Source organism: Nonomuraea sp. LP-02, from assembly GCF_036289125.1.
Classification (GTDB): Bacteria; Actinomycetota; Actinomycetes; order Streptosporangiales; family Streptosporangiaceae; genus Nonomuraea; species Nonomuraea bangladeshensis.
On record NZ_JAXCLK010000001.1, the window covers coordinates 2,974,540 to 2,997,211 of the forward strand.

The 22,672-nt window shown below is 71.8% G+C and carries 23 protein-coding genes; 11 read left to right on the plus strand and 12 right to left on the minus strand.

The annotated features are described in order from the left end of the window. Positions 1 to 78 precede the first annotated feature (78 nt). Genes xerD through SMD20_RS13850 form a run of 3 tightly spaced genes read right to left on the minus strand, consistent with a single transcriptional unit; the run spans position 79 to position 3,287 of the window. Positions 79 to 984, minus strand: a complete 906-nt coding sequence (gene xerD, locus SMD20_RS13840) for a site-specific tyrosine recombinase XerD (RefSeq protein WP_329580138.1) — start codon at positions 982 to 984, stop codon at positions 79 to 81. Positions 985 to 1,005: 21 nt separating this feature from the next. Next, positions 1,006 to 1,614 carry an NUDIX hydrolase gene (locus tag SMD20_RS13845; RefSeq protein ID WP_329592531.1) on the minus strand — a complete coding sequence of 203 codons (609 nt, stop codon included), beginning with the start codon at positions 1,612 to 1,614 and terminating at the stop codon, positions 1,006 to 1,008. 8 nt (positions 1,615 to 1,622) lie between these two features. Next, complete coding sequence (locus SMD20_RS13850; protein WP_329580141.1) at positions 1,623 to 3,287, minus strand: CTP synthase; 1,665 nt, start codon at positions 3,285 to 3,287, stop codon at positions 1,623 to 1,625. A 110-nt stretch (positions 3,288 to 3,397) separates the two neighbouring features. Here SMD20_RS13850 and SMD20_RS13855 point away from each other — a divergent pair, with 110 nt between their 5' ends. The 3 genes from SMD20_RS13855 to SMD20_RS13865 all read left to right on the plus strand — a co-directional run bounded on the left by SMD20_RS13855 (position 3,398) and on the right by SMD20_RS13865 (position 5,996). Then, positions 3,398 to 4,042 carry an acyltransferase gene (locus SMD20_RS13855; RefSeq protein ID WP_329580145.1) on the plus strand — a complete coding sequence of 215 codons (645 nt, stop codon included), beginning with the start codon at positions 3,398 to 3,400 and terminating at the stop codon, positions 4,040 to 4,042. A gap of 62 nt (positions 4,043 to 4,104) precedes the next feature. After that, entirely contained in the window at positions 4,105 to 5,226 is a 1,122-nt protein-coding gene (locus tag SMD20_RS13860; RefSeq protein WP_329580147.1) for an NAD(P)H-dependent flavin oxidoreductase, read from the plus strand. Positions 5,227 to 5,252: 26 nt separating this feature from the next. After that, complete coding sequence (locus tag SMD20_RS13865) at positions 5,253 to 5,996, plus strand: GntR family transcriptional regulator (protein WP_329580149.1); 744 nt, start codon at positions 5,253 to 5,255, stop codon at positions 5,994 to 5,996. Here SMD20_RS13865 and SMD20_RS13870 read toward each other — a convergent pair. Further along, on the minus strand, positions 5,989 to 8,352 hold the full coding sequence (locus SMD20_RS13870; protein WP_329580152.1) for a GcvT family protein: 2,364 nt from the start codon (positions 8,350 to 8,352) through the stop codon (positions 5,989 to 5,991). The genes SMD20_RS13865 and SMD20_RS13870 overlap by 8 nt on opposite strands. A 69-nt stretch (positions 8,353 to 8,421) precedes the next feature. On the opposite strand from SMD20_RS13870, the gene SMD20_RS13875 reads away from it, so the two are divergent. Further along, positions 8,422 to 9,354 (plus strand): phosphotransferase, encoded by a 933-nt coding sequence (locus SMD20_RS13875; protein WP_329580155.1) that lies wholly within the window; start codon positions 8,422 to 8,424, stop codon positions 9,352 to 9,354. Between the two features lie 19 nt (positions 9,355 to 9,373). After that, positions 9,374 to 9,979, plus strand: a complete 606-nt coding sequence (locus SMD20_RS13880; protein WP_329580159.1) for a DUF4126 domain-containing protein — start codon at positions 9,374 to 9,376, stop codon at positions 9,977 to 9,979. Between the two features lie 147 nt (positions 9,980 to 10,126). Here the strand turns inward: SMD20_RS13880 and SMD20_RS13885 are convergent, their stop codons facing one another. Further along, positions 10,127 to 10,933: an alpha/beta fold hydrolase gene (locus tag SMD20_RS13885; RefSeq protein WP_329580162.1), complete on the minus strand. Its 807-nt coding sequence runs from the start codon at positions 10,931 to 10,933 to the stop codon at positions 10,127 to 10,129. A gap of 3 nt (positions 10,934 to 10,936) precedes the next feature. Next, the gene (locus SMD20_RS13890; protein ID WP_329580164.1) at positions 10,937 to 11,770 is read right to left on the minus strand and encodes a glucose 1-dehydrogenase; all 834 of its coding nucleotides are present in this window, start codon (positions 11,768 to 11,770) and stop codon (positions 10,937 to 10,939) included. A 112-nt stretch (positions 11,771 to 11,882) separates the two neighbouring features. Between SMD20_RS13890 and SMD20_RS13895 the strand changes: the two genes are divergently transcribed. Beyond that, the gene (locus SMD20_RS13895; protein ID WP_329580165.1) at positions 11,883 to 12,488 is read left to right on the plus strand and encodes a hypothetical protein; all 606 of its coding nucleotides are present in this window, start codon (positions 11,883 to 11,885) and stop codon (positions 12,486 to 12,488) included. An 11-nt stretch (positions 12,489 to 12,499) separates the two neighbouring features. Beyond that, positions 12,500 to 13,075 (plus strand): Uma2 family endonuclease, encoded by a 576-nt coding sequence (locus tag SMD20_RS13900; RefSeq protein ID WP_329580167.1) that lies wholly within the window; start codon positions 12,500 to 12,502, stop codon positions 13,073 to 13,075. An 11-nt stretch (positions 13,076 to 13,086) separates the two neighbouring features. On the opposite strand, the gene SMD20_RS13905 is transcribed toward SMD20_RS13900, so the two are convergent. Beyond that, positions 13,087 to 13,884: an MBL fold metallo-hydrolase gene (locus tag SMD20_RS13905; protein ID WP_329580170.1), complete on the minus strand. Its 798-nt coding sequence runs from the start codon at positions 13,882 to 13,884 to the stop codon at positions 13,087 to 13,089. 48 nt (positions 13,885 to 13,932) lie between these two features. On the opposite strand from SMD20_RS13905, the gene SMD20_RS13910 reads away from it, so the two are divergent. Beyond that, complete coding sequence (locus SMD20_RS13910; RefSeq protein WP_329580173.1) at positions 13,933 to 14,355, plus strand: MerR family transcriptional regulator; 423 nt, start codon at positions 13,933 to 13,935, stop codon at positions 14,353 to 14,355. Here SMD20_RS13910 and SMD20_RS13915 read toward each other — a convergent pair. Together SMD20_RS13915 and SMD20_RS13920 are read right to left on the minus strand one after the other, a co-directional pair. After that, entirely contained in the window at positions 14,268 to 14,891 is a 624-nt protein-coding gene (locus SMD20_RS13915) for a hypothetical protein (protein WP_329580176.1), read from the minus strand. The two genes, SMD20_RS13910 and SMD20_RS13915, sit on opposite strands and share 88 nt — an antisense overlap. Before the next feature lie 41 nt (positions 14,892 to 14,932). Further along, positions 14,933 to 15,472 (minus strand): PadR family transcriptional regulator, encoded by a 540-nt coding sequence (locus tag SMD20_RS13920; protein ID WP_329580179.1) that lies wholly within the window; start codon positions 15,470 to 15,472, stop codon positions 14,933 to 14,935. 58 nt (positions 15,473 to 15,530) lie between these two features. Here SMD20_RS13920 and SMD20_RS13925 point away from each other — a divergent pair, with 58 nt between their 5' ends. Then, on the plus strand, positions 15,531 to 16,292 hold the full coding sequence (locus tag SMD20_RS13925) for an alpha/beta fold hydrolase (protein WP_329580181.1): 762 nt from the start codon (positions 15,531 to 15,533) through the stop codon (positions 16,290 to 16,292). A 214-nt stretch (positions 16,293 to 16,506) separates the two neighbouring features. On the opposite strand, the gene SMD20_RS13930 is transcribed toward SMD20_RS13925, so the two are convergent. The 3 genes from SMD20_RS13930 to SMD20_RS13940 are packed head-to-tail and all read right to left on the minus strand — an operon-like array spanning position 16,507 to position 19,643. Next, positions 16,507 to 17,205: a PepSY domain-containing protein gene (locus tag SMD20_RS13930; protein WP_329580183.1), complete on the minus strand. Its 699-nt coding sequence runs from the start codon at positions 17,203 to 17,205 to the stop codon at positions 16,507 to 16,509. Positions 17,206 to 17,259: 54 nt separating this feature from the next. Next, positions 17,260 to 19,371 (minus strand): excinuclease ABC subunit UvrB, encoded by a 2,112-nt coding sequence (gene uvrB / locus SMD20_RS13935; RefSeq protein WP_329580186.1) that lies wholly within the window; start codon positions 19,369 to 19,371, stop codon positions 17,260 to 17,262. A 38-nt stretch (positions 19,372 to 19,409) separates the two neighbouring features. Continuing rightward, on the minus strand, positions 19,410 to 19,643 hold the full coding sequence (locus SMD20_RS13940; RefSeq protein WP_329580189.1) for a helix-turn-helix transcriptional regulator: 234 nt from the start codon (positions 19,641 to 19,643) through the stop codon (positions 19,410 to 19,412). Positions 19,644 to 19,813: 170 nt separating this feature from the next. Between SMD20_RS13940 and SMD20_RS13945 the strand changes: the two genes are divergently transcribed. Beyond that, positions 19,814 to 21,439 carry an SPFH domain-containing protein gene (locus SMD20_RS13945; RefSeq protein ID WP_329580192.1) on the plus strand — a complete coding sequence of 542 codons (1,626 nt, stop codon included), beginning with the start codon at positions 19,814 to 19,816 and terminating at the stop codon, positions 21,437 to 21,439. Continuing rightward, a complete protein-coding gene (locus SMD20_RS13950) occupies positions 21,436 to 22,665 on the plus strand; it encodes an SPFH domain-containing protein (protein WP_329580195.1) in 1,230 nt (409 codons plus the stop codon). The genes SMD20_RS13945 and SMD20_RS13950 overlap by 4 nt, the downstream gene beginning before the upstream one ends. Positions 22,666 to 22,672: the final 7 nt, after the last annotated feature.

A 22,672-nucleotide genomic window follows, 5' to 3' on the forward strand; every position in this document is an offset into this window, starting at 1 on the left:
GGACGGACACTATGGCGTCACCACTTAACGCGGCAAGGCGGCACGCCGTCGCCGCCGCACGTCGCAAAAGACTATAGATCACTGCCGGGCGCGTGGGTGCGCCGCCGCGTAGACCTCGCGGAGCTTGTCGACGGTGACCAGGGTGTAGACCTGCGTGGTCGTGACCGAGGCGTGGCCGAGCAGTTCCTGGACCACTCTGACGTCGGCGCCGCCGTCGAGGAGATGGGTGGCGAACGAATGCCGGAGAACGTGGGGGCTTATCCCGTCGAGTCCGGCTCGTTCGGCGGCGGCCTGGAGCACTTCCCAGGCGCCCTGCCTGGTCAGCCGCCCGCCGCGGGCGTTGAGGAAGACGCCGGGCGTGCCGCGCCCGTGCGCCAGCAGGCCGGGCCGGGCGCGGACGAGGTAGGCGTCGAGCGCGGCGCGGGCGTAGCGGCCCAGGGGGACGACGCGGGTGCGTCCGCCCTTGCCGCGCAGGCGCACCTGGTCGTCCTCCAGGTCGTCGACGGCCAAGCCGACGGCCTCGGAGATGCGCGCGCCGGTGCCGTACAGGACCTCCAGCAGGGCGCGGTTGCGCAGGGTCAGGGGCGCGCCGTCGGGGCCCGAGGCGGCGATGAGCCGCTCGACCTCGTCCACCGTGATGGCCTTGGGCAGCCGGCGGAGCTGGCGCGGCGGGCGTACCTGGTGGGCGGGGTCGTGGGCGGTGACGCCTTCGCGCAGGGCGAAGCGGTGCAGGCCGCGTACGGCCGAGACCGCGCGCGCGGCCGAGCTGGCGACGAGCGCGGGATGCTCGCCGTCGCCCTCGCGCAGCGCGGCGAGGAAGGCCTGTACGTCGGCCTCCCCCACCTCGCCGAGCTCGGCACGGCCGCGCGCCTGCAGATGCTCCACGTAGCGGCGCAGGTCACGGCGGTAGGACGCGAGCGTGTTGGCGGCCAGGCCCCGCTCCACCGCCAGATGGGCGAGGTAGCTGGAGAGCACTGCCTCCACGAGCCGGTCCTTCCCGATACGTCACGCCTCCGGGGCGTCGGCCGGGCGCAACGTCGCGAAACCCTCGACCGAAGCCGCATATGCGGCGAGGATACCGGCCACGGCCGGGGAATTGTGGATCATACCCATGAGCGCCTTCTCGACCGCGTCGGGCAGCGGGACCCATTCGACCGGCATGTCGACCTCCTCGTGCCGGTGCACGAAGCCGTTCTCCTCGTCGGGGATCTTGGTGAGGTCGCGGGCGAGGAAGACCCGGATGCGCTCGTCGCTCATGCCGGGCGAGGTGCGCAGGTCGACGAGGGTGTGCCAGGTGGCCGCCCGGTAGCCGGCCTCCTCGGCCAGCTCACGGGCCGCCCCGTCGACCAGCGATTCGCCCGCCACGTCGCGGATCCCGGCCGGCAGCTCCCACATCAGCTGCCGGGCCGGATGGCGGTACTGCCTGATCATGAGGACGCGGTCGAGGTCGTCGAGGGCGAGCACCGCGACGGAGCCGGGATGCACCACGTAGTCGCGGTCGGCGACCTCGTCGCGCGGCATCCTGACGGTGTCGGTGACCACCCGGATGACGTAACCGGAGAAACGTTCCTTGCTCTCGACGACGTCCCACGACTCGGGCGTGTCGCTGATCATGGTTGAGCTCACTGGGCGACCCTAGCGCCCACCCGGCCCTCGGCGTAGTCGAGCGACGCGCCGATGAGGCCCTTGAACATCGGGTTGGCGCGGGTCGGGCGGGAGCGGAACTCGGGGTGCGCCTGCGTGCCGACGAAGAACGGGTGCGTCTCCACCGGCAGCTCGGTGTACTCGACCAGCCTGCCGTCGGGCGACAGGCCGGAGAAGACCAGGCCGACCTTCTCGAGCTGCTCGCGGTAGGCGTTGTTGACTTCGTACCTGTGGCGGTGGCGCTCGTCGGCCTTGGCCTTGCCGCCGTAAAGCCGGCGGGCGAGCGAGCCCTCGGCGAGCTTGGCGGTGTAGCTGCCGAGACGCATGGTGCCGCCCATGTCGCGCTCGCCGGCGACGACGTCCTCCTGGTCGGCCATGGTGGAGATGACCGGGTGCTTGGTGTCGGGGTCGAACTCGGTGGAGTTGGCCTCGGCGATGCCGGCCATGTTGCGCGCGGCCTCGATGACCATGCCCTGCATGCCGAGGCAGATGCCGAGCAGCGGGATCTTCTGCTCCCTGGCGTGCCGGATGGCGCCGATCTTGCCCTCGATGCCGCGTACGCCGAACCCGCCGGGGATCAGCACGCCGTCGACGCCGTCGAGCTCGCGCTCGGCGCCCTCGGGCGTCTCGCAGTCGTCGCTCTTGACCCAGCGGATGTTGACCCGGGCGTCGTTGGCGAAGCCGCCCGCGCGCAGCGCCTCGGTGACCGACAGGTAGGCGTCGGGCAGGTCGATGTACTTGCCGACCAGCGCGATCGTGACCTCCTTGGCCGGCCGGTGCACCCGGCGCAGCAGCTCCTCCCACTCCTTCCAGTCGACGTCGCGGAAGGGCAGGCCGAGCCGGCGTACGACGTAGGCGTCGAGGCCCTCGGAGTGGAGCACCTTCGGGATGTCGTAGATGGAGGCGGCGTCGACGGCGGAGACCACGGCGTCCTCGTCGACGTCGCACATGAGGCTGATCTTGCGCTTGATCGCCGTCTGCACGGGGCGGTCGGAGCGCAGCACGATGGCGTCGGGCTGGATGCCGATGCTGCGCAGCGCGGCCACGCTGTGCTGGGTGGGCTTGGTCTTGAGCTCGCCGGACGGCCCGATGTAGGGCAGCAGCGAGACGTGCAGGCAGAAGACGTTGTCGCGGCCCACCTCGTGCCGGATCTGCCGGACGGCCTCCAGGAACGGCAGCGACTCGATGTCGCCGACAGTGCCGCCGACCTCGGTGATGACCACGTCGACCTCGGGACCGGCCATGCCCCTGATGCGGTCCTTGATCTCGTTGGTGATGTGCGGGATGACCTGGACGGTGTCGCCGAGGTATTCGCCCCGCCGCTCCTTGGCGATGACGTTGGAGTAGACCTGGCCGGTGGTGACGTTGGCCGAGCCGTGCAGGTCGGTGTCGAGGAAACGCTCGTAGTGGCCGACGTCGAGGTCGGTCTCCGCGCCGTCGTCGGTGACGAACACCTCGCCGTGCTGGAACGGGTTCATCGTCCCGGGGTCCACGTTGAGGTAGGGGTCGAGCTTCTGCATGGTGACCCGGAGACCGCGTGCCTTGAGCAGGCGACCGAGGCTGGAGGCCGTGAGCCCCTTGCCGAGACTGGAGGCGACACCGCCGGTGACGAACAGATGCTTGGTTTGCGATGCGCTGCGCAAAGGGGCTCCCGTGGCTCGATGTGTGGTCGAAGTGTCCACGGGCTCTCAGGATATCAAACAACGCCCCTCACATGCCCGAACGGTATGACCTAGCGGTAACTTTGGTGGTTATGTCACTAGTTCGGCGGGTCGTGAACGCGGCGATCCATCGCGCCTACGCGGCGATCCGCCGCGCCGGCGCGATCACTCCGGCCACTCCGGGGGGCCATCGGTTCCGCCGGATCGGCGACGGGGTCAGCATCGCGTTCCCTCCTGGGGCGATCTTCGGCGAGGCGTACATCGAGATCGGCGACCACACGCTGATCGGCGAGCGCGTGTCGATCTCCTGCGGCATGAACCCCGGACTTGACCTCGGCCCCTCCTCCATCCTGCGGATCGGCCGCGGCTGCTCGATCGGCAGGGGCAGCCACATCGTGGCCCACCAGTCGATCGACATCGGCGACGACGTCTTCACCGGCCCGTACGTCTACATCACCGACCAGAACCACGTCTACGACGACCCCGACGTGCCGATCGGCCGCCAGTGGCCGCGCAACAGCCCCGTCTCGGTCGGCTCGGGCTCGTGGCTGGGCGCCGGGGCGATCATCCTGCCGGGCACGACGCTCGGCCGGCAGTGCGTGGTGGCGGGCGGCGCGGTGGTGCGCGGCACGTTCCCCGACCACAGCGTGGTGGCGGGGGTGCCGGCGCGGCGGGTCCGCGGCTACACGCCGGAGCTGGGCTGGCACGACCCCGTACGGCCGGACACGGCGCCCTGAGCCCGGCCGCCGTCGCCGGCAGGGGATGGACCGAACTTCCTTCGGTCGGTTAGCGTCTGGTCATGAGGACCCCTGTGTGCGAACGTCTCGGCGTCGAGTTCCCGTTGTTCGCCTTCAGCCACTGCAGGGACGTCGTGGCCGCGGTCACGAACGCGGGCGGGTTCGGGGTGCTGGGCGCGGTCGCGTACTCGCCCGACCAGCTCGACACCGAGCTGACCTGGATCGACGAGCAGGTGGGCGGCAGGCCGTACGGCGTGGACGTGCTCGTGCCCGGAAAGGTGGACGCCGCCGCGCTGGAGGGCGGCCACCTGATGGACTTCGTGCCCGAACGGCACCGCGACTTCGTCGCCCACCTGATGTCGAAGTACCAGGTGGGCGGGTCGGCGCAGCCGATGGCGGCGACGGCGGACTCGTTCGGCCGGCGGGTGACGGCGGCGGGCGCGTCGAGCCTGGTGGACGTGGCGCTCAAGCACCCGATCGGGCTGATCGCGAGCGCCCTGGGCCCGCCCCCGCCGGAGATGGTGGCCAAGGCGCGGGAGGCCGGGGTGCCGGTCGCGGCGCTGGTCGGCACCGTGGAGCACGCGCGCAGGCAGGTGGCCGCGGGCGCGGACCTCATCGTGGCGCAGGGCACCGAGGCGGGCGGGCACACCGGCGAGATCTCCACGATGGTGCTGGTGCCGCAGGTCGTGGACGCGGTCGCGCCGGTGCCGGTGCTGGCCGCCGGCGGCATCGCGAGCGGGCGGCAGATGGCGGCGGCCATGGCGCTCGGCGCGCAGGGCGTGTGGTGCGGCTCGGTCTGGCTGACCACGGAGGAGGCCGAGACGGCTCCGGCGGTCAAGCGGAAGATGCTGGCCGCCTCGTCGCTCGACACGGTCCGCTCGCGTTCGCGCACGGGCAAGCCGGCCCGCCAGCTCAGGTCCGCATGGACACAGGAGTGGGACGCCGCCCAGGAGAGCCCAGGACCGCTCGGCATGCCGCTGCAGATGCTCATCGCCGAAGGGGCGATGGCCCGCATCACCACGGCGGCGGAGCGGGGCGAGCCGGGCGCGCTGGAGCTGGCCAACTACTTCGTCGGGCAGGTCGTGGGCCAGCTCGACCAGATCAGGCCCGCCCGGCAGGTGGTCTACGAGATGGTCAGCGAGTTCGCCGAGGCGGTCGAGCGCCTGTCCCGCCTCTCGGAGTGAGCACCCCGCCGGGGTAGCCTGCGCCTGTGGTCGGCACTCCGCCTGAGCTGGAACGCGGCACCGGCGTCCCCGCGCACGTGCAGATCGAGCGGTGGCTGCTGGAGTCGATCGACCGGGGCGAGCTGGCGCCCGGCGACCGGCTGCCCGGCGAGCGGGAGCTGGCCGGGCGGCTCGGCGTGAGCCGGATGACGCTGCGCCAGGCCCTCGCCACGCTGGAGCGCGACGGCATGCTGGTCCGGATCCCGGGACGGGCGGGCGGGGCGTTCGTGTCCGAGCCGCGCGTCGAGTGCGACCTGACCGGGCTCGCCGGGTTCACCGAGCAGATGCGCCGGGCCCACCTGCGGGCCGAGGCGCGCGTCCTGACCGCGGCGACCGTGCCCGCGCCGGGCGCGGCGGCACGGGCGCTGGGGGTCGCGGCGGGGTCGCCGGTGCACGAGGTGGCCCGGGTGCGTTCGGCGGGCCGCTCGCCGGTGGCGCTGGAGCGCTCGTTCTTCCCGCCGCTGCCCGGCTTCCTCGGCGCGGACCTGACGGGCTCGCTGTACGCGCTGCTCGGCGCCCGCTACGACCTGGAGCCGCGGACGGCGGTCGAGCACCTGGACCCGGTGATCGCCGGCGCCGGTGAGGCCGCCGAGCTGGGCATCGAGCCGGGCGCGCCGCTCATGCTCATCGAGCGGACGGCGTACGCGGCCGGCGGCACGCCGGTGGAGTACGCCCGCGACCTGTTCCGGCCGGACCGGGTGCGGATCTCGGTGCGCAGCGGCGTCACGTGAGCGGTGACTTGACGACGGTGCCCGGCACGCGGGCGCCCTCGATCTCGACCTCCACCTCGGTGCCGATGCCCGCCTCCACGGGCAGGTACGCGTAGGCGATGGAGGCGCGGGCGGTGTAGCCGTAGCCGCCGGAGGTCACCCGCGACACCACCCGGCCGGCCAGGCCGACCGGCTCGTTGCCGAGCGCCACGGCCCGCGGGTCGGCGAGCACGAGGCAGCGCAGCCGCCGTTCCGGGTCGGGGTCGAGCGCGTCGCGGCCGATGAAGTCCTTGTCCGGCTTGACGCAGAAGCCGAGTCCCGCCTCGTACGGCGTGGTCTCCGGGCCGATGTCCGCGCCCCAGACGCGATAGCCCTTCTCCAGCCGGAGGCTGTCGATGGCGCGGTAGCCGCCCGCCACCAGGCCGTGCGGCCGCCCGGCGCGCCACAGGGTCTCCCAGAGCGCGCGGCCGTACTCGCTGGAGCAGTAGAGCTCCCAGCCGGGCTCGCCGACGAACGTCACGGCCAGCGCCAGCACCGGCACGTCGCCGACGGTGGTCTCGCGGGCGGTCATGAACGGCAGGTCCATCGGACCGGGGGTGAGCCCGGCGACGACGTCACCGGCGCGCGGGCCCCACAGGGCGAAGCAGGCGTACTGGCCGGTCACGTCGGTGATCCTGGCATGCGCGCCGGTGAGCGCGGCCTGCCGGCGCAGCCAGCCGAGGTCGTGCGTGCCGAACGCGGTGCCGGTGACGACGAGGAACTCCTCCTCGCCCCGCCGGGTGACGGTGAAGTCGCACTCGATGCCGCCGCGCCGGTTGAGCGCCTGCGTGTAGACGACCGCGCCGATCTCGCGGGCGACCCGGTTGGCGCAGACCCGCTCCAGCAGCTCGGCCGCGTCCGGGCCGGTGACCTCGATCTTGGCGAACGAGCTCTCGTCGAACAGCCCGGCGGCCGTGCGCGTGGCGCGGTGCTCGGCCGCGATCGCGGGCGACCAGCCGCGCCCGGCCCAGCCGTACGGCCGCTCCTCCACGTCGCCGGTGTCGTTGGCGGCGTAGTAGTGGACGCGCTCCCAGCCCGCCTTCTCGCCGAAGACGGCGCCGTGGGCGGCGTGCCAGGCGTAGGCGGGCGAGGTGCGGAGCGGCCGGCCCGCGCCGCGCTCCTCGCCGGGGTAGCGGATGTCGTAGTAGGTCTCGTAGTTCTCCACGGCCCGCTTCAGCGTGTACGACGGGGAGCGGTAGTGGCGGCCGAAGCGGCGTACGTCCATGTGCCAGAGGTCCATCGGCGGCTCGCCGCCGGCGATCCACTCAGCCATCACCTTGCCGATACCGCCCGCGCCCGCGATGCCGTGGGCGCAGAACCCGGCGGCCACGAAGAAGCCGGCGACCTCGCTCTCGCCGAGGCAGAACTCGTTGTCGGGGGTGAACGCCTCCGGCCCGTTGACGAGCTTGCGGATGCCGACGTCGCCCATCGCGGGGACGCGGATCCGGGAGTTGGCGGAGATCTCCTCGAAGCGCGGCCAGTCCTCGGGCAGGAGGCGGCCGTTGAAGTCGGCGGGCACGGCGTCGTAGGAGTCCGGGGCGGCGGTCCAGGGCGCGCAGGTGCGCTCGTAGCCGCCCATGACCAGGCCCCGCACCTCCTGCCGGTAGTAGACGAGCAGGTCGGGGTCGCGCAGGGTGGGCAGGCGGGGGTGGTCGTGGCAGGCGTCGGTAACGACGTACTGGTGCGACATCGGGATGATCGGGACGCGCACCCCGGCCATGCGGCCGATCTCGGCGGCGAACATGCCGCCGCAGTTGACCACGATCTCGCAGTCGATGTCCCCGTGGTCGGTGACGACGCCGGTGACCCGGCCGCCGGCCGTCCTGACGCCGAGGACGCGGACGCCGGTCCTGATCCGCGCGCCGCCCTCGCGGGCCCCGGCGGCGAGGGCATAGCAGAGCTGGGAGGGGTCGATCTGGCCGTCCGTCGGCAGGTACGCCGCCCCGACGACGCCCTCGGGGTCCATGAGCGGGAACAGCTCCACGGCCTCGGCCACCGAGATCTCCTCCAGCGGCAGCCCCGACGCGCGCGCCCAGCCGATCTGGCGGCGGATCTCCTCCATGCGCTCCGGCGTGGAGGCCAGCTTGATGCCGCCGCACTCGGTCCAGCCGGCGTCGAGGGTGCGGTAAAGCTCGACGGAGTACTGGTTCATGCGGGTCAGCGTGGGGTCGGCGCGGAGCTGGCCGACCAGGCCCGCGGAGTGGAAGGTGGAGCCGCTGGTCAGCTCGTCCCGCTCCAGCACGACGACGTCGCGCTCGCCGAGCCGGGTCAGGTGGTAGGCCACGGAGGTGCCGCCGACGCCCCCGCCGGTGATCACGATGCGCGCCGAGTCGCTCATGATCCGGAGGCTAACCGCCGGACTCTGAAAGGTCTAGACCGTTCGGCGGCGGGCGGCCTAGCATCGACCATGGCCGTGCCCGAGGCGCCCGTCCCGTCCGAACTGCTCGACCTGTTGGACCGCGTCCCCCTGCCGGGCGGCGGGCCGCGCTCGGTCGAGGAGCTGCCCGGCGGGCTCACCAACCGCAACTACAAGGTCGTCACGCCCGCCGGCGCGTACGTCGTGCGGGTGCAGGCCAGCGACGGCGCGCTGCTGGCCATCGACAGGGACGCCGAGCACGCCAGCTCGCTCGCGGCGGCGGCCGCGGGGGTGGGGGCGCCGGTGCACGCGTACCTGCCGGAGCTGGGGGTGCTGGTGGTGGAGTACCTTCCCGCGCGCGCCTTCACCGAGGCGGACCTGCGGGACCCGGCGAACCTGCCGCGGGTGGCCGAGGCGTGCCGGCGGCTGCACGCGGGGCCGCGGTTCCCCCGGGACTTCGACATGTTCGAGGTGCAGCGGCGGTACTTGGAGATCGTGCGGGAGCGGGGCTTCCGATTGCCGGCGAGATATCTGGATTTCATGCCCGACACGGCAAAAATCCGGAAATGTCTGGCGGTGCGTGCCGAGGGCACCGTCCCCTGCAACAACGACCTGCTGCCGGGCAACATCCTCGACGACGGCGAGCGCCTGTGGCTGATCGACTACGAGTACGCCGGCAACAACGACCCCTGCTTCGAGCTCGGCAACGTCTGGAGCGAGTCCGACCTGCCGCCGGGCCACCTGGAGGAGCTGGTCACCGCGTACTACGGCCGGCGGCTGCGCCACAAGATCGCCCGCGCCCGGCTGCTCGGCCTCATGTCCAAGTACGGCTGGACGCTCTGGGCCGCCATCCAGGACGGCGCGAACGACACCATCGACTTCGACTTCTGGTCCTGGGGGATGGAGAAGTACGAGCGGGCCGTGGCCGAGTTCACCGGCGGCGGGCTCACGGATCTCATGGACGAGGCCGCGCGGACCGACTGAAGCCGGGCAGACTGGAGCAATGCTCGCCGCACTGACCGGCCTGGGCCTGTCCACGGCCGCCGGCCTCAACGCCTACATCCCGCTCCTGGTCGTTGGCGTGCTGTCGAACTTCACCGACACCGTGAAACTCCCCGACGGCTACGCCTGGCTGTCGAACTGGGGCGTGCTCGCCGTCATCGCGGTGCTGCTGGCCGCCGAGGTGGTCCTCGACAAGGTGCCCGCCGTCGACAGCGTCAACGACGCCATCCAGACCGTGGTGCGCCCGGCCTCGGGCGGCGTGGTCTTCTCCGCCACCAGTGCCGCCGCCGAGCTGGAGCAGTCCTCCTGGATGACCGAGCACCCCTGGGTCGGCTGGCTGCTCGGCATCGGCGTCGCGCTGGCCGTGCACGCCATGAAGGCGGCCGCCCGCCCCCTCGTCAACGTGGGCACGGCGGGGGCCGGCGCCCCCGTCGTGAGCACCGTCGAGGACGCGGGCTCGCTCGGCATGAGCCTGATCGCGATCTTCCTCCCGCTGCTGGTGATCGTCGCGCTGGTGCTGCTCGCCGTGCTGAGCTGGTGGCTCCTGCGGCGCGTACGGCGGTTCCGTGCCCGCAGGCGGGCCGCCCGGAGTCAGCCTCCAGGATGATCCGCAGTCACCCTGCGGGCTGATCCGCCGGTTCCCGGGCGCCCCCTACAGTCCTTCCCGGTAGCGAACGCGACGTGTGGGCGTCTCGTGGCCCCCGACCCTGCCGCGCCCACGCGGTGAGGGGTCCCGGTGCTCCGCCGGGGCCCCTCACGCTGCCACTCGACGCAGCCACCCCGTCACCAGGTGGACGAACTCCGCGGGCCGCTCCTCGTGCAGCCGGTGGCTGGAGCCCTCCCAGCACACGACCCTGGACGCCGGGTCCTTCAGCAGCCCCGCCTCCCAGGACGCCCGCCCCGCGTCGGACCAGATCGACAGCACCGGGCAGGTCCGCCGCGCCAGGTACTCCTCGCTCGCGGGCCGCGGCCCGATCGCGTCCGGCGCGGTGAACATCGCCTCCATCGCCTCGGCCAGCACGTGCGGGGCCATGCCGTGCAGGCGGCGCTTGTGCCAGCGGCGGACGACGGCGGGGGTGGCGGCGTTCGTGCACCACTCGTCGATGGCCTCGGCGGCCTCGTGCGGGCGCGGCCCGCGCAGGCCCGCGACCATCCGGGGGAAGCCGCGCACGATGTCGTCGGACATGCCGTAGCCGGGATCGACGGCGACGAGCGCGCGGACCCGGTCCGGATGCTCGACGGCGAGGACGGAGACCACCTGGGCGCCCATCGAGTGGCCGACCGCGACCACCTGGCGGATGCCGAGGACGTCGAGGAGCGCCTTGAGGTCGGCGGCCATCGCGCGGGGCGTGTTGCCGGTCTCCGGGACCGACGAGTAGCCGTGCCCGCGCAGGTCGGGGGCGATCACGCGGTGACCGGCGGCGGTCAGGGCGTCGATGTGCCAGGACCACTGGTGGGAGTCGGTGCCCCAGCCGTGCACGAGCAGCAGCGGCGGGCGTTCGCCCGTGCCGTCGTCGGTGTAGAAGAGCCGGACGTCGCCGGCCACGTCGGCGTACGGCACCGCTCAGCCCACCCCGCCCGCGCCGGGGGCCGGGGTGGGGGGCGGGCCCAGGAGGGCGGCCTCGCCCGCCGTCCAGCCGCCGTCCACGGCCAGCTCCGCGCCGGACACGTACGACGCCGCGTCCGACAGCAGGAACGCGATCGCCTCCGCGACCTCCTCGGGCTCGCCCCATCGCCCGGCCGGGGCCAGGGGGAAGGTCCCCTCGCCGGAGACGGCGCCGAACGGCCGGGTCATCGGCGTGACGATCATCCCGGGATGCACCGAGTTGACGCGGATCCGGTCCCGCGCGAACTCCAGCGCCGCGATCTTCGTCAGCCCGCGCACTCCCCACTTGGAGGCGCCGTACCCGCCCGTTCCCGGCAGCGCGAAGAGCCCCGCGACGGACGACAGGTTCACGATCGCGCCGCCGCCCGACGCCCGCATGGCCCCGGCGACGGCCTTGAGCCCGAGGAAGACCCCGACCAGGTTGATCCGCAGCACCCGTTCGAACTCCGGCAAGGACTGCTGCTCGATGGTCACGGCGGTCGCGATGCCGGCGTTGTTGACCAGGCCGTCCAGCCGCCCGAACTCCTCGACCGTGCGCGCGACCACCGCCGCCCACCGCTCCTCGTCGGTCACGTCGTGCGGCAGGAACCGGCCGCCGACCTCCTTGGCGGTGGCGGTCCCCTCCTCCTCCAGCACGTCGGTGAGCACGACGTGCGCCCCGCCCGCGGCGCAGCGCCGCGCGGTGGCCGCGCCCATGCCGCGCGCTCCCCCGGTGATGATCACAACCTTGCCGTCCAGCACGCCCGCCGCCCTTCCGCCGCGATCCAGCCCCGACCTTGTGCACTCAAACACGACTCCCCTCCTCGATCAAGTGCTTGCTTGGCGGGCGTTCGAGGTCTGGGCGCGCGGCGCGCCAGGACCGGCGGGGCCGACTATCCTCAAGACAACGACACCGACAAGGGGGGTGACGGAGATCGGCGAATTCCTCGTCGTCGTCCTGGTGATTCTGGCGTTCCTCCTGCTGCTCGGAGGCGTCGGCATCTACCTGCTGGTCAAGCTGGGCCGCAAGGCCGCGGGCCACGCCAAGCAGGCCGCCGGCCGGCTGACCACGCACGTCAACGCGATGGGCACAGGCGACGCCGCCGAGGTCGAACGCCTCCGCCTCGACCTGCGCCGCGAGGTCGCCCTCACCCGCCAGGCCTTCGAGCACGCCCAGCGTCAGGGCTGGGGCCTCGGCGACCTGCCCCGCCTCCTCGCCGACCTGGAGGCCCAGGCCGGGGTGCACGACGGCCAGCTCGGCATGTACGCCCAGCAGCGCCGCGTCTCCCCCTACGTGGACCACGCCACGCTCGGCCGGCTGCGCGAGCACCAGGCCACGCTGACGGCCATGTGCGCCCGCATCCGCGCCGACCTCCTCGACGACCAGGTCCAGCACACCTCCGCCGGGATCGCCGACCTGTCGTCGCGTACGGACCTGGAGATCGAGGCCCGCCGCCGCCCGCCGGACCCCCTCGAAGAGATCGACGAGCTCTACCGCCGCTCCCTCGACGAGCGCCGCGACCGTCCCTGACGATCACGTCGATGACCGCGGCCCTTCCCCAATGGTTCCGTCCCGGCCCGCCCGGCGGATGGACCGCCGACATGCTCGACCACCTTCCTCCCGGCGCGCCGCGGCACGTCGAGCTGATCGACGGGGCACTCATCGTGATGCCGCCCCGGACGGCGTTCCACCTCTACACGATCCGGCTGTTCGAGAACCGGCTCAAGCCGCCCGCGCACCTCGCGGTGGTGCGCGAGATGACGGTCACTCTGGGCGCGCGCCAGCGGCCGGAGCCCGACATCCTCCTGGTGGAGAAGTCGGCGATCACCCCGCGCACCACCTCCTTCCGGCCCGAGGACGTGCACCTGGTGGTGGAGGTCGTCTCGGAGGAGTCGATGGACCGCGACCGCACCACCAAGCCGATCAAATACTCCAACGCCGGCATCCGGCATTTCTGGCGGGTCGAGCAGGAGGACGGCCTGCCGGTCGTTTTCACCTTCGAGCTGGAGCCGGCCGTCAAGGCTTATGTCCCCACCGGCATCCACCGCAAGAGACTGCAGCTCGACATCGGCTTCGACGTCGACCTCGACCTGCGGCTGAGCTGGCCGCCGGACTAGCCGCCGCGCTCTCAGCGGTAACGGGCCAGCTCCCACGGGTCGTGCGCGGAGAACAGCTCGACCTCGTCCCCGTGGTCGCGTACGAGCTCGCGCAGCCGGGCCTGGGTGCCGAGCCGCAGGTCGCGATCTACCTCTGAACCGGTCTGGACGAGGTCCAGCAGCGGGTGCGGCTCCTTCAGCGCCTCCAGCTCACGGTGGTAGTAGTAGGCGTCGCCGCAGTGCAGGAGCCACCGGTCGCCGTCCCGCACGGCGACCCCGGCATGTCCGGCGGTGTGCCCGCCGAGCGGGATCAGCTTGATCTCCGGCGGCAGCCCTTCCGGCTGGATCGCCGTGAAGCCGAACCACTCCTCCCCCGGTGCGGGACGGTAGGTGACCCAGTCGGGGCCGTGAGCCCAGTGAGCGGGACGGTAGCGGAAGCTGGGCGCCTCGGCCAGGGCCGCCTCAAGCTCGGCGGCGAGCACATGAACCCGGGCGCCGGGGAAGTCGGGCAGGCCGCCGCAGTGGTCCACGTCCAGATGGGTCACGATGATGTGGCGGACGTCGGACGGCGTGTGACCGAGCCGGGCGATCTGACGGACGGCCGTCTCCTCCTCATCCAGGATGGGTTGTGCCATCTCGACCCATTCGACCCCGAGCGTGCCGCCAGGATCACGGACATCGCCGAGGCCGAGTCCGGTCTCGATCAGTACCAGGCCGTCGGCATCGGTTTCGACCAGCAGACAGTGGTTCACCGCGGGCGCGGGCGGCGGACCGTCGTAGGTGGCCTCGATCGTCCGGACGGACCCGCAGTTCAGATGGTGGATCTTCATGGCGTCTAGACTGCGACTTGAAGCGCGGTTCAAGTCAAGGGGCGGTCGATGGACGAGGGTTGGCTGGACATCGCCGAGGTGGCGCAGCGGTCCGGGCTGGCGCCTTCGGCGCTGCGGTTCTACGAGAAGAAAGGACTGATCGCCTCCGCCGGACGCAACGGGCTCCGCCGCACGTACCATCCGGACGTACTGGACCGCCTGGAGCTGATCACGTGCGCGCGTGACGCCGGATTCTCGGTCGCGGAGATCGGCCGGTTCCTGGTGGCCCGGCCCGGCGACCCGGATCTGCGCGCCCGCATGGCCGCGAGGGCCGGCGGCCTCGATGAGCAGATCGGCCGGCTCACCCGGCTGCGTGACAGTCTCCGCCACGCCGCCGTCTGCGATCACGAGCCGCTCGTCGAATGCCCCGACTTCAAACGGGCCCTCGGCAACGGGCCCTCCCGACCCTGGCCGCGGCCCCAGTCTCCGTAGACCAGGGCGGCCAGTTCGGACTCCGTCGCGCCGGCGTTCGCCGCCGCCTTGGTGGCCTGGGCCTGGGCCGTCGTGGGCAGCAGGCCGTCCAGCAGGATCGGCAGGGACAGGCGGCGCAGCAGCACCTCCGCGGCCGAGATGCCGTACGGGCGGCGGGTCACCGCCACGTTCACCCGCAGCGCGTGCTCGTTGCCCGGCGGCACACCAGGGCGGTCGATCTCGACGGCGGAGTAGCGGAAGCCGTTCGCCAGGTCGCAGGGGGCGCAGCCGGCCGGGCCCCGGCTGAGCCGGTCGCCGCACTCGGGGCAGGTCAGCCGGTCGTAGGCGGCGTCCACCACCCGCCAGGGGTGCCGGTCGGGCTCGTCCACGACCATTTCGGCGATCAGGCGTTCGCCGGGCGGGTCCGTCGTGCCGAACTCGCGCTCCACGAAGGCCCGCCAGCCCTCCTCGACGATCTCGTCCACCAGGGCCGCACACCGCTCACAGCCGGGCGCCCCGGCGGGCTCCCAGTGACCGCACTCCCCGCATCGCCTCACGTTCCGAACCGTACGCATGCGCCCGGGCGCGGCGCATCCCGTTATCCGGCCGCCGGGGTGCTCTCCAGGTCCGCGATCGTGTTCCTGAGCCAGGTCAGCTCGGCCTGGCTGGTGGCCTGAGCGATGACGAGCAGTCCCTGCCGGAACGGGTCCGCGAACTCCTCGGCCGCCATCGGCCGTTCGCCGTCGTAGAAGAAGCTGGTCGGCTCCTCCAGGAACGTCAGCCGCCTGCGCAGCACGGCCGCCTGCGCGCCCGGCTCGTCCAGATGGCGCAGGAACGCCAGCAGCGTGAACCAGCGGTTCTCGTCGCTGATGTCGAGGTCGGCGGGCTCGCGCAGGCGCCGCTCCAGCTCCGCGCGACCGTCCTCGGTCAGGTAGAGGACGCGGCGGGGCGCGGCGGCGGCGCCCGGCTCGTCCTTCCTCGTCACCCATCCGGCGGCGGCCAGACGCTTGATGGCCGGGTAGAGCGTGCCGTCGGCCACCGGGCGTACGTGCCCCATGAGGGCCGCCACCCGTTTACGCAGCTCGTAGCCGTGCAGGGGATGGTCGCTGAGGAACCCGAGTATCGCCAGTTCCAACATGACGATGAGCATACCTCGGTGTCGATATATATTGATCCCGAGGTATGAGGAGGCCGTCATGCACGATGCCATCGTCCATCCCAGCGGCGCCCGCATGCGCTGGGTCGAGCTGCCTGGCCCGGATCCGGCCCGGGTCTACGTCCACGGGCTCGGCGCCACCTCGGCCCCCTACTACGCGGAGGTGGCCGCTCATCCGCTGCTGCCGCGCCGCCGTTCCCTCCTGATCGACCTGCTCGGTTTCGGCATCAGCGACCGGCCGCGGGAGTTCGCGTACACGCTGGAGGCCCACGCGGGCGCGCTGGCCGCCGCCCTGGAGAAGGCGGGGGTCGCCGACGCGGCACTCATCGCCCACAGCATGGGCGGGGCCGTGGCCGTCGTCCTGGCCGCCCGGTATCCCGAGCTCGTCTCCCACCTGGTCCTCGTGGACGCCAACCTCGACCCCCACCCTCCGGCCCCGGTGCCGCCCGGCGGCAGCGGCATCGCGAGCTACGGGGAGGAGGAGTTCGTCGAAGGCGGGTGGAAGGAGGTGCGCGACCGCGTGGGGCCGCACTGGTGGTCCACGATGCGCCTGGCCGACCTGCGCGGGCTCCACCGCACGGCCGTCAGCCTCGCCCGGGGCACCGATCCCACGATGCGCGAGCTGCTCGTGTCGCTGCGGATGCCGCGTACGTACCTGCATCCGGAGGGCGACGCCCCGGACGACGCCGACGGTCTGCGGGCGGCCGGGGTCCAGGTGCTCGCCATCCCGGAGACGGGCCACAACATCATGCTCGACAATCCGGACGCCTTCGCCCGGACCCTCAACAACCTCCTCCCCTGACCCCACACCCCCTCCCTCCGGCCAGGCAGGCCGGAGGGCGGGAGGAGAAGGCGGGCAGGCGCGGGTGCGGATGCGGGCTCGGGCGCGGATGCTGGCGCCAACGTGGGCGCGGACCCGGGCGCAGGTGCGAGCCCAGACGTGGGCGCGGACCCGGGCGAGGTATGTGCCCGGGCGCGGATGCGAGCCCGGGCGCGGATGCGAGCCCCCGCGCGGGTCAGCCTGTGGGTGTTTCGGTTGTCGTGGGTGTGCCGGTCTCGGTGGGCATGCCGGTCTCGGCGGGTGTGGCGCTGCCGGGGCTGGTCGCCTCGCCGGTGACGGCGTCGATCGCGACCTCGTGCTTGGTCCCGTTCGGCAGGATGACGTCAGCCTCCCAGACGGGCTTGCCGTGCTCGGAGTCCAGGTTGAGCTCCGTCACGCGCCCCTCGGGGACGGTGGCGGTGATCTTGTCCAGGGCCTGGGTCCAGTCGACCTTGACCTCGCTCAGCAGCTTCTTGAGCTCGGCCTTGTCCTCGGGATCGTCGTCCTCCAGGCTCGGGCCGGAGACGACCTTGCCGTCGGCGACGTCCAGCCGGCGCTCGGTGCCGTCGCGGTCGGCGACCTGCACCTCCCAGCGGTTGTTCTCCTCGCTCTCGATCGAGACGAGCGCGGCGCCGGACGCGGCGGCGAGCGCGGCCTGGGCGGCCCGCTTCAGGTCGTCCGCCCCGGCGGCGCCGGGCGTGCCCGCGGTGGGCGAGCCGGTTGCGGGAGTGGACGCCATCGGGCCGGTGGGCGGAGCGCTCGGCACGCCCTCAGTCGGGCTGGGCGGCTGGGCGGCCAGCCGTTCGATCCCCTGTGCTTCGTGCGCGGCTTGCCCGCCGCACCCTCCCGTCAGCAGCGCGGCGCCGGCCAGGACCCCCGTGAGCGTCTTGTTCATGGAGGTCCGCTGCCCATCGGCGCCGGGTCCATGCCGCGCCCGGCCGAGCGACGACTACTTGACGCCGGCCTCGCGCATGTCGCGGAGCTCGCGCTTGAGCTCCTTGATCTCGTCGCGCAGCCGCGCCGCCACCTCGAACTGCAGGTCGGCCGCCGCCTGGTGCATCTGCTCGGTCAGCGACTCGACGAGCGACTCCATCTGTGCCCGCGGCATCTCGCCGGCGATGGCCTTGGCGTGCTGCCCGGCGGCGCGGCCGCCGAAGCCGGGGACCGGGGCCTTGCCGCGCGACTGCTGGCGGCCACCTCCGCCGAGGAGCTTGTCGGTGTCGGCGTCCTCGCGCTGCAGCGAGTCGAGGATGTCGGCGATCTTCTTGCGCAGCGGCTGCGGGTCGATGCCGTTGGCCTCGTTGTAGGCGATCTGCTTGGCCCGGCGCCGGTTGGTCTCGTCGATCGCCCGCTCCATGGACGGGGTGACCTTGTCGGCGTACATGTGGACCTGGCCCGAGACGTTACGGGCGGCGCGGCCGATGGTCTGGATCAGCGACGTCTCGGAGCGCAGGAAGCCCTCCTTGTCGGCGTCGAGGATGGCGACCAGCGACACCTCGGGCAGGTCGAGGCCCTCGCGCAGCAGGTTGATGCCGACGAGCACGTCGTATTCGCCGGTGCGCAGCTCGCGCAGCAGCTCGATGCGGCGCAGCGTGTCTACCTCGCTGTGGAGGTAGCGGACCCGGATGCCGAGCTCCAGGAGGTAGTCGGTGAGGTCTTCGGCCATCTTCTTGGTCAGCGTGGTGACGAGCACGCGCTCGTCGCGCTCGGCCCGCTCGCGGATCTCGTGCACCAGGTCGTCGATCTGCCCCTTGGTGGGCTTGACCACGATCTCGGGGTCGACCAGGCCGGTCGGGCGGATGACCTGCTCGACGACCTCTCCCTTGGCCCGCCCCAGCTCATAAGGGCCGGGCGTCGCCGACAGGTAGACCGTCTGCCCGATCCGCTCCAGGAACTCCTCCCACTTGAGCGGCCGGTTGTCCAGCGCCGACGGCAGCCGGAAGCCGTGCTCGACCAGCGTGCGCTTGCGCGAGGCGTCGCCTTCGTACATCGCCCCGATCTGCGGCACGGTCTGGTGCGACTCGTCGAGGACCAGCAGGAAGTCCTCGGGGAAGTAGTCGAGCAGCGTGTTGGGCGCGCTGCCGGGGGCCCGGCCGTCCATGTGGCGCGAGTAGTTCTCGATGCCGGAGCAGGTGCCGATCTGGCGCATCATCTCGATGTCGTACGTCGTGCGCATCCGCAGCCGCTGCGCCTCCAGCAGCTTGCCCTGCCGCTCCAGCTCCGACAGCCGCTCGGCCAGCTCCGCCTCGATGCCCGTGACCGCCGCGGCCATGCGCTCCTCGCCGGCGACGTAGTGGGAGGCGGGGAAGATGTAGAGCTCTTCGTCCTCGGTGATGACCTCGCCGGTGAGCGGGTGCATCGTGGACAGCTTCTCGATCTCGTCGCCGAACATCTCGATGCGGACGGCGAGCTCTTCGTACTTCGGGATGATCTCGATGGTGTCGCCGCGCACCCGGAACGTGCCGCGGGTGAAGGCGAGGTCGTTGCGGGTGTACTGCATGTCGACCAGGCGGCGCAGGAGCTGGTCGCGGTCGATGTCCATGCCGACGCGCAGGCGGGCCATGCGGTCGACGTATTCCTGCGGGGTGCCGAGGCCGTAGATGCACGACACCGAGGCGACCACGATGGTGTCGCGCCGGGTGAGCAGCGAGTTGGTGGCCGAGTGACGCAGCCGCTCGACCTCGTCGTTGATCGAGGAGTCCTTCTCGATGTAGGTGTCGCTCTGCGGGACGTATGCCTCGGGCTGGTAGTAGTCGTAGTAGGAGACGAAGTATTCGACCGCGTTGTTGGGCAGCATCTCCCGCAGCTCGTTGGCGAACTGCGCGGCGAGCGTCTTGTTGGGCTGCATCACCAGGGCGGGCCGCTGCAGCCGCTCGATCAGCCAGGCGATCGTGGCGGTCTTGCCGGTGCCGGTGGCGCCGAGCAGGACGCTGTCCTTCTCGCCGGCCTTGACGCGGCGCTCCAGCTCGGCGATGGCCGTCGGCTGGTCGCCCGAGGGAGTCATCTCGGTGACGACCTCGAACGGCGCCACCTTCCGCTGCAAATCTGTGACCGGACGCATGCTGCCACTGTAGGTGCCGCGACCGACAGAATCCGACCTCAGGCGGAGCGCTCGCCGATGCGCGGGAAGGGCGTGGTGGAGAAGACGACCTCGACGGGCACCTCGAAGTAGCCGGCGATCCTCAAGGCCAGGTGAAGGCTGGGGCTGTACTCGCCGCGCTCCAGGTAGCCGACGGTCTGGTAGTGCACGCCGAGGGCGGCGGCCAGTTGTCTTCTGGTCACGTTCCGCTCGGCCCGGAGCAGCGCGATGCGATTGTAGACGGTCTCGCTCATCACCGCGTATCTTCTCAGCCCCGCGCCCGGCCCACCTCAATCGTAGATCTACTACATAGGTGGCATGTCTACTACAAGGCGCAATAGACCTGTGACATCCCTTTGCAAGTGAATAGTAAGTGGCACCCGATACGGTCGGATTCGCGCCGGTAGTGGAAAAGAGAGGTTTGATGTCACGACCCAGAGAGGCACTGATCCAGGCAGGTCAGGGCATAGCCCAGGCGGTGGCCCAAGGGGGTGACGTACGCGGGGCGGTCGGTCAGGTCGCCGGCCAGTTCGCCGGACAAGTCGGCGCCCCAGGAGGCCAGCGAGGCAACCAGGGCCAGGCTCCCGGCTTCGCGCTGAACCCGCACGACTTCGCCGCGGACAGGGACGGCGGCGCGTCCGTCGGCACGCTCATCGAGGCGCGCACCGCCTCGCTGAACGAGGCCGGCGAGATCGTCAACCGCAGCTTCGCCGAGAACGGCATGCACGTCATCTCGCCCGTGGTGATCCCCAAGAGCGGCACCGCCAAGGTCCTGGTGCCCCTGGGCATTCTCGTGGTGCTCGGCCTCATCGGCGCGCTCGGCAACGTCATCCCGAACACCGACCTGTTCTTCGGGCCGCACTACTGGGTGACGCTGATCCTCGCGGCCGCGTTCCTGTGGTGGCGGCGCAGCGTGGTGATGGTCCCCGAGGGCTGCAAGGCGCTCATCACCAAGTTCGGCAAGCTGGTGCACATCGCCGACCCGGGCCGGGTGACGCTGTTCAACCCGTGGAAGCGGGTCAGCTACATCGTCAACACCACCCGCGAGTACCCGTTCAACGCCCCCATCCGCGAGGCGCCGACGCAGCAGGGCGTCAAGGCGAGCGTGGACCTGTTCCTGCAGTTCAGGATCGAGAACCCGGCGGAGTTCATCTTCGTGCTCGGCTCGGTCAGCGGCTTCCAGTCCAAGCTGCAGAACGCCATCAGCGAGGTCACCCGCTCCCTCATCTACGCCCAGCGGGCCGAAGACATCTACGACCTGGTGGGCGAGAGCACGCTCGGCATGCTGGAGAGCCTGAACCAGCAGTTCCTGCCGGCCGTCCGGCTCACGGACGTGAACATCACGCACGCCGAGCCGTCCAGCCAGGAGTACCGCATGGACCTGGCCGCCCCCGAGATGGTCCGGGTCGCCAAGGAGGCGTACACCTACGAGTACGAGCTCCAGCTCCGCAAGGAGCAGAACGAGGGCGACCTGGTCAAGGAGCTGGCCGGGCTCCAGGAGACGCTGAGCGCCATCCAGGCGGAGATCGCCGGCTACCAGGCCCGCATGGACACCGCGCTGGAGCGCGCGACCCACCAGGCCACGGCGCAGGCCAGGCAGCGCCTGGTGGAGGCCGAGTCCACGGCCAACGCCAACGCCGCGCTCCTGGAGGCGCAGGCGCTGGACATCAGGGCGCTGTCGGCCGCCGAGGCCCCCGAGATCCTCGACTACCGCTTCCAGCAGGACCTGCTCGCCAAGCTGGAGTCCGTCGCCACCCGGCTGCCCCAGGTGGTGCAGGTCGGCGAGCAGAGCGACATCGACTTCCTCGCCCTCGCCCAGCAGCTCGTGGGCGGCAAGGGGGCGCAGCTCTTCTCCGCCGAGGACATGGCCGCCATCCGGTCCCGTCTCGACGAGATCGGCGCCCGCGTCCGCGACCGCGAGGCCGAGATCGCGGCGCTGCTCAGGAAGGCCGCCGCGGACGTCGCCGGCCCCCAGGAGCCGCCCGAGCCCGACCAGGACCTGGAGCGCACCGTCGAACGCCTGCTGCCCGGCAAGGGGGAGATCCGATGAGCCGCGAGTTCTCCAAGATCAAGGAGTCGGTCGCCTCCTGGGGCGACATCCGCCAGCTCCTGAGGGGCGGCGAGCAGGGCCAGCTCGTGCCCGTCGTCATCCCGAAGGACCGGCGCGGCTTCGCCTGGATGACGCTGATCTTCCTGGCGCTGTACTTCGCCGGCATGGCCGCGCTGACCGACTTCACGGTCTCCGCCGCGCTGCTGGCGCTGCTGTTCCTGCTGCTCGCGCTGGTCACGATGTGGCGCAAGGCGATCATCGAGATCGAGGAGGGCACCACCGGCGTACGCAGCCGCTGGGGCGCCATCACCGGCACGCTGCCGCCGGGCCGGCACTACCTGTGGCTGCCGTGGGACCGGGTGGACGCGGTCGTCGACACCTCCACCGAGATCCCGTACTCGGCGCCCATCGTGGCCTGCCCCACGGCCGAGAACGTGCCGCTGAAGTCGATCGAGTTCTTCCTGAAGTTCCGGATCGTCGACCCGGTGGCCTTCCACCGCACGATCGGCGCGGGCAACTTCGACCTGGTGCTGTCCAGCGCCGTGCAGGACGCGATCCGCCAGCGCAGCCGCAGGGTCAACACCGAGCGGGCCTACGACCTGCGCGGCTCCGACGTCGGCGACATGCAGGACGCGCTCAACCGGCAGCTCGGCCGCTACGGCGTGCGCATCACCGGCGCGAACATCCCCGACGTCCAGCTCCCCGACCAGTACCAGCAGCACCTGGCCACCCGGGAGAAGGTCGCCAAGGAGCTGTCGGCGTACGAGCGCGAGTGGGAGCTGACCCGCAAGCGCCGCATCGACACGCTGCTGATGGAGATCGAGCGCTCCAAGAAGACCCGCGACGCCCGCGTGGTCGAGGTCAAGGCCGCCTACAACACCGCGCGCAAGGACGTCGCGCGCATGCTGGAGGAGCAGGAGACCGAGGCGCAGCGGGTCACGTGGGAGATCGAGGCGCGCGGCAGGGCCGAGCTGACCTCCGCCGAGAACGAGGCCAAGGCGCTGCGCCGGCTGGCCGAGTCCTACCGCGACAACCGGGCCGTGCTGCAGTACGAGCTGGCCAGAAGGCGGCTCGACGTCGGCGCCCGCCTGGCGGAGAACGCCCCCCAGCCGCTGGTCGTACGGACCCAGCAGGGCCAGGGCGACTCCGCGCTGTCCACTCTCCTCCTGGCCCAGTTGCTCCCCCGGCTCTCGGGCCAGAACGGCCACTCCCCTTCCGCTCAGTAACCAGGAG

Coding starts and splice junctions, on each gene's coding strand:
- SMD20_RS13845 (WP_329592531.1), bottom strand. CDS start 1,614: ATGATCAGCGACACGCCCGAGTCGTGGGACGTCGTCGAGAGCAAGGAA.
- SMD20_RS13855 (WP_329580145.1), top strand. CDS start 3,398: ATGTCACTAGTTCGGCGGGTCGTGAACGCGGCGATCCATCGCGCCTAC.
- SMD20_RS13860 (WP_329580147.1), top strand. CDS start 4,105: ATGAGGACCCCTGTGTGCGAACGTCTCGGCGTCGAGTTCCCGTTGTTC.
- SMD20_RS13870 (WP_329580152.1), bottom strand. CDS start 8,352: ATGAGCGACTCGGCGCGCATCGTGATCACCGGCGGGGGCGTCGGCGGC.
- SMD20_RS13875 (WP_329580155.1), top strand. CDS start 8,422: ATGGCCGTGCCCGAGGCGCCCGTCCCGTCCGAACTGCTCGACCTGTTG.
- SMD20_RS13880 (WP_329580159.1), top strand. CDS start 9,374: ATGCTCGCCGCACTGACCGGCCTGGGCCTGTCCACGGCCGCCGGCCTC.
- SMD20_RS13900 (WP_329580167.1), top strand. CDS start 12,500: ATGACCGCGGCCCTTCCCCAATGGTTCCGTCCCGGCCCGCCCGGCGGA.
- SMD20_RS13905 (WP_329580170.1), bottom strand. CDS start 13,884: ATGAAGATCCACCATCTGAACTGCGGGTCCGTCCGGACGATCGAGGCC.
- SMD20_RS13910 (WP_329580173.1), top strand. CDS start 13,933: ATGGACGAGGGTTGGCTGGACATCGCCGAGGTGGCGCAGCGGTCCGGG.
- SMD20_RS13920 (WP_329580179.1), bottom strand. CDS start 15,472: ATGTTGGAACTGGCGATACTCGGGTTCCTCAGCGACCATCCCCTGCAC.
- SMD20_RS13925 (WP_329580181.1), top strand. CDS start 15,531: ATGCACGATGCCATCGTCCATCCCAGCGGCGCCCGCATGCGCTGGGTC.
- SMD20_RS13930 (WP_329580183.1), bottom strand. CDS start 17,205: ATGAACAAGACGCTCACGGGGGTCCTGGCCGGCGCCGCGCTGCTGACG.
- uvrB (WP_329580186.1), bottom strand. CDS start 19,371: ATGCGTCCGGTCACAGATTTGCAGCGGAAGGTGGCGCCGTTCGAGGTC.
- SMD20_RS13940 (WP_329580189.1), bottom strand. CDS start 19,643: ATGAGCGAGACCGTCTACAATCGCATCGCGCTGCTCCGGGCCGAGCGG.
- SMD20_RS13945 (WP_329580192.1), top strand. CDS start 19,814: ATGTCACGACCCAGAGAGGCACTGATCCAGGCAGGTCAGGGCATAGCC.
- SMD20_RS13950 (WP_329580195.1), top strand. CDS start 21,436: ATGAGCCGCGAGTTCTCCAAGATCAAGGAGTCGGTCGCCTCCTGGGGC.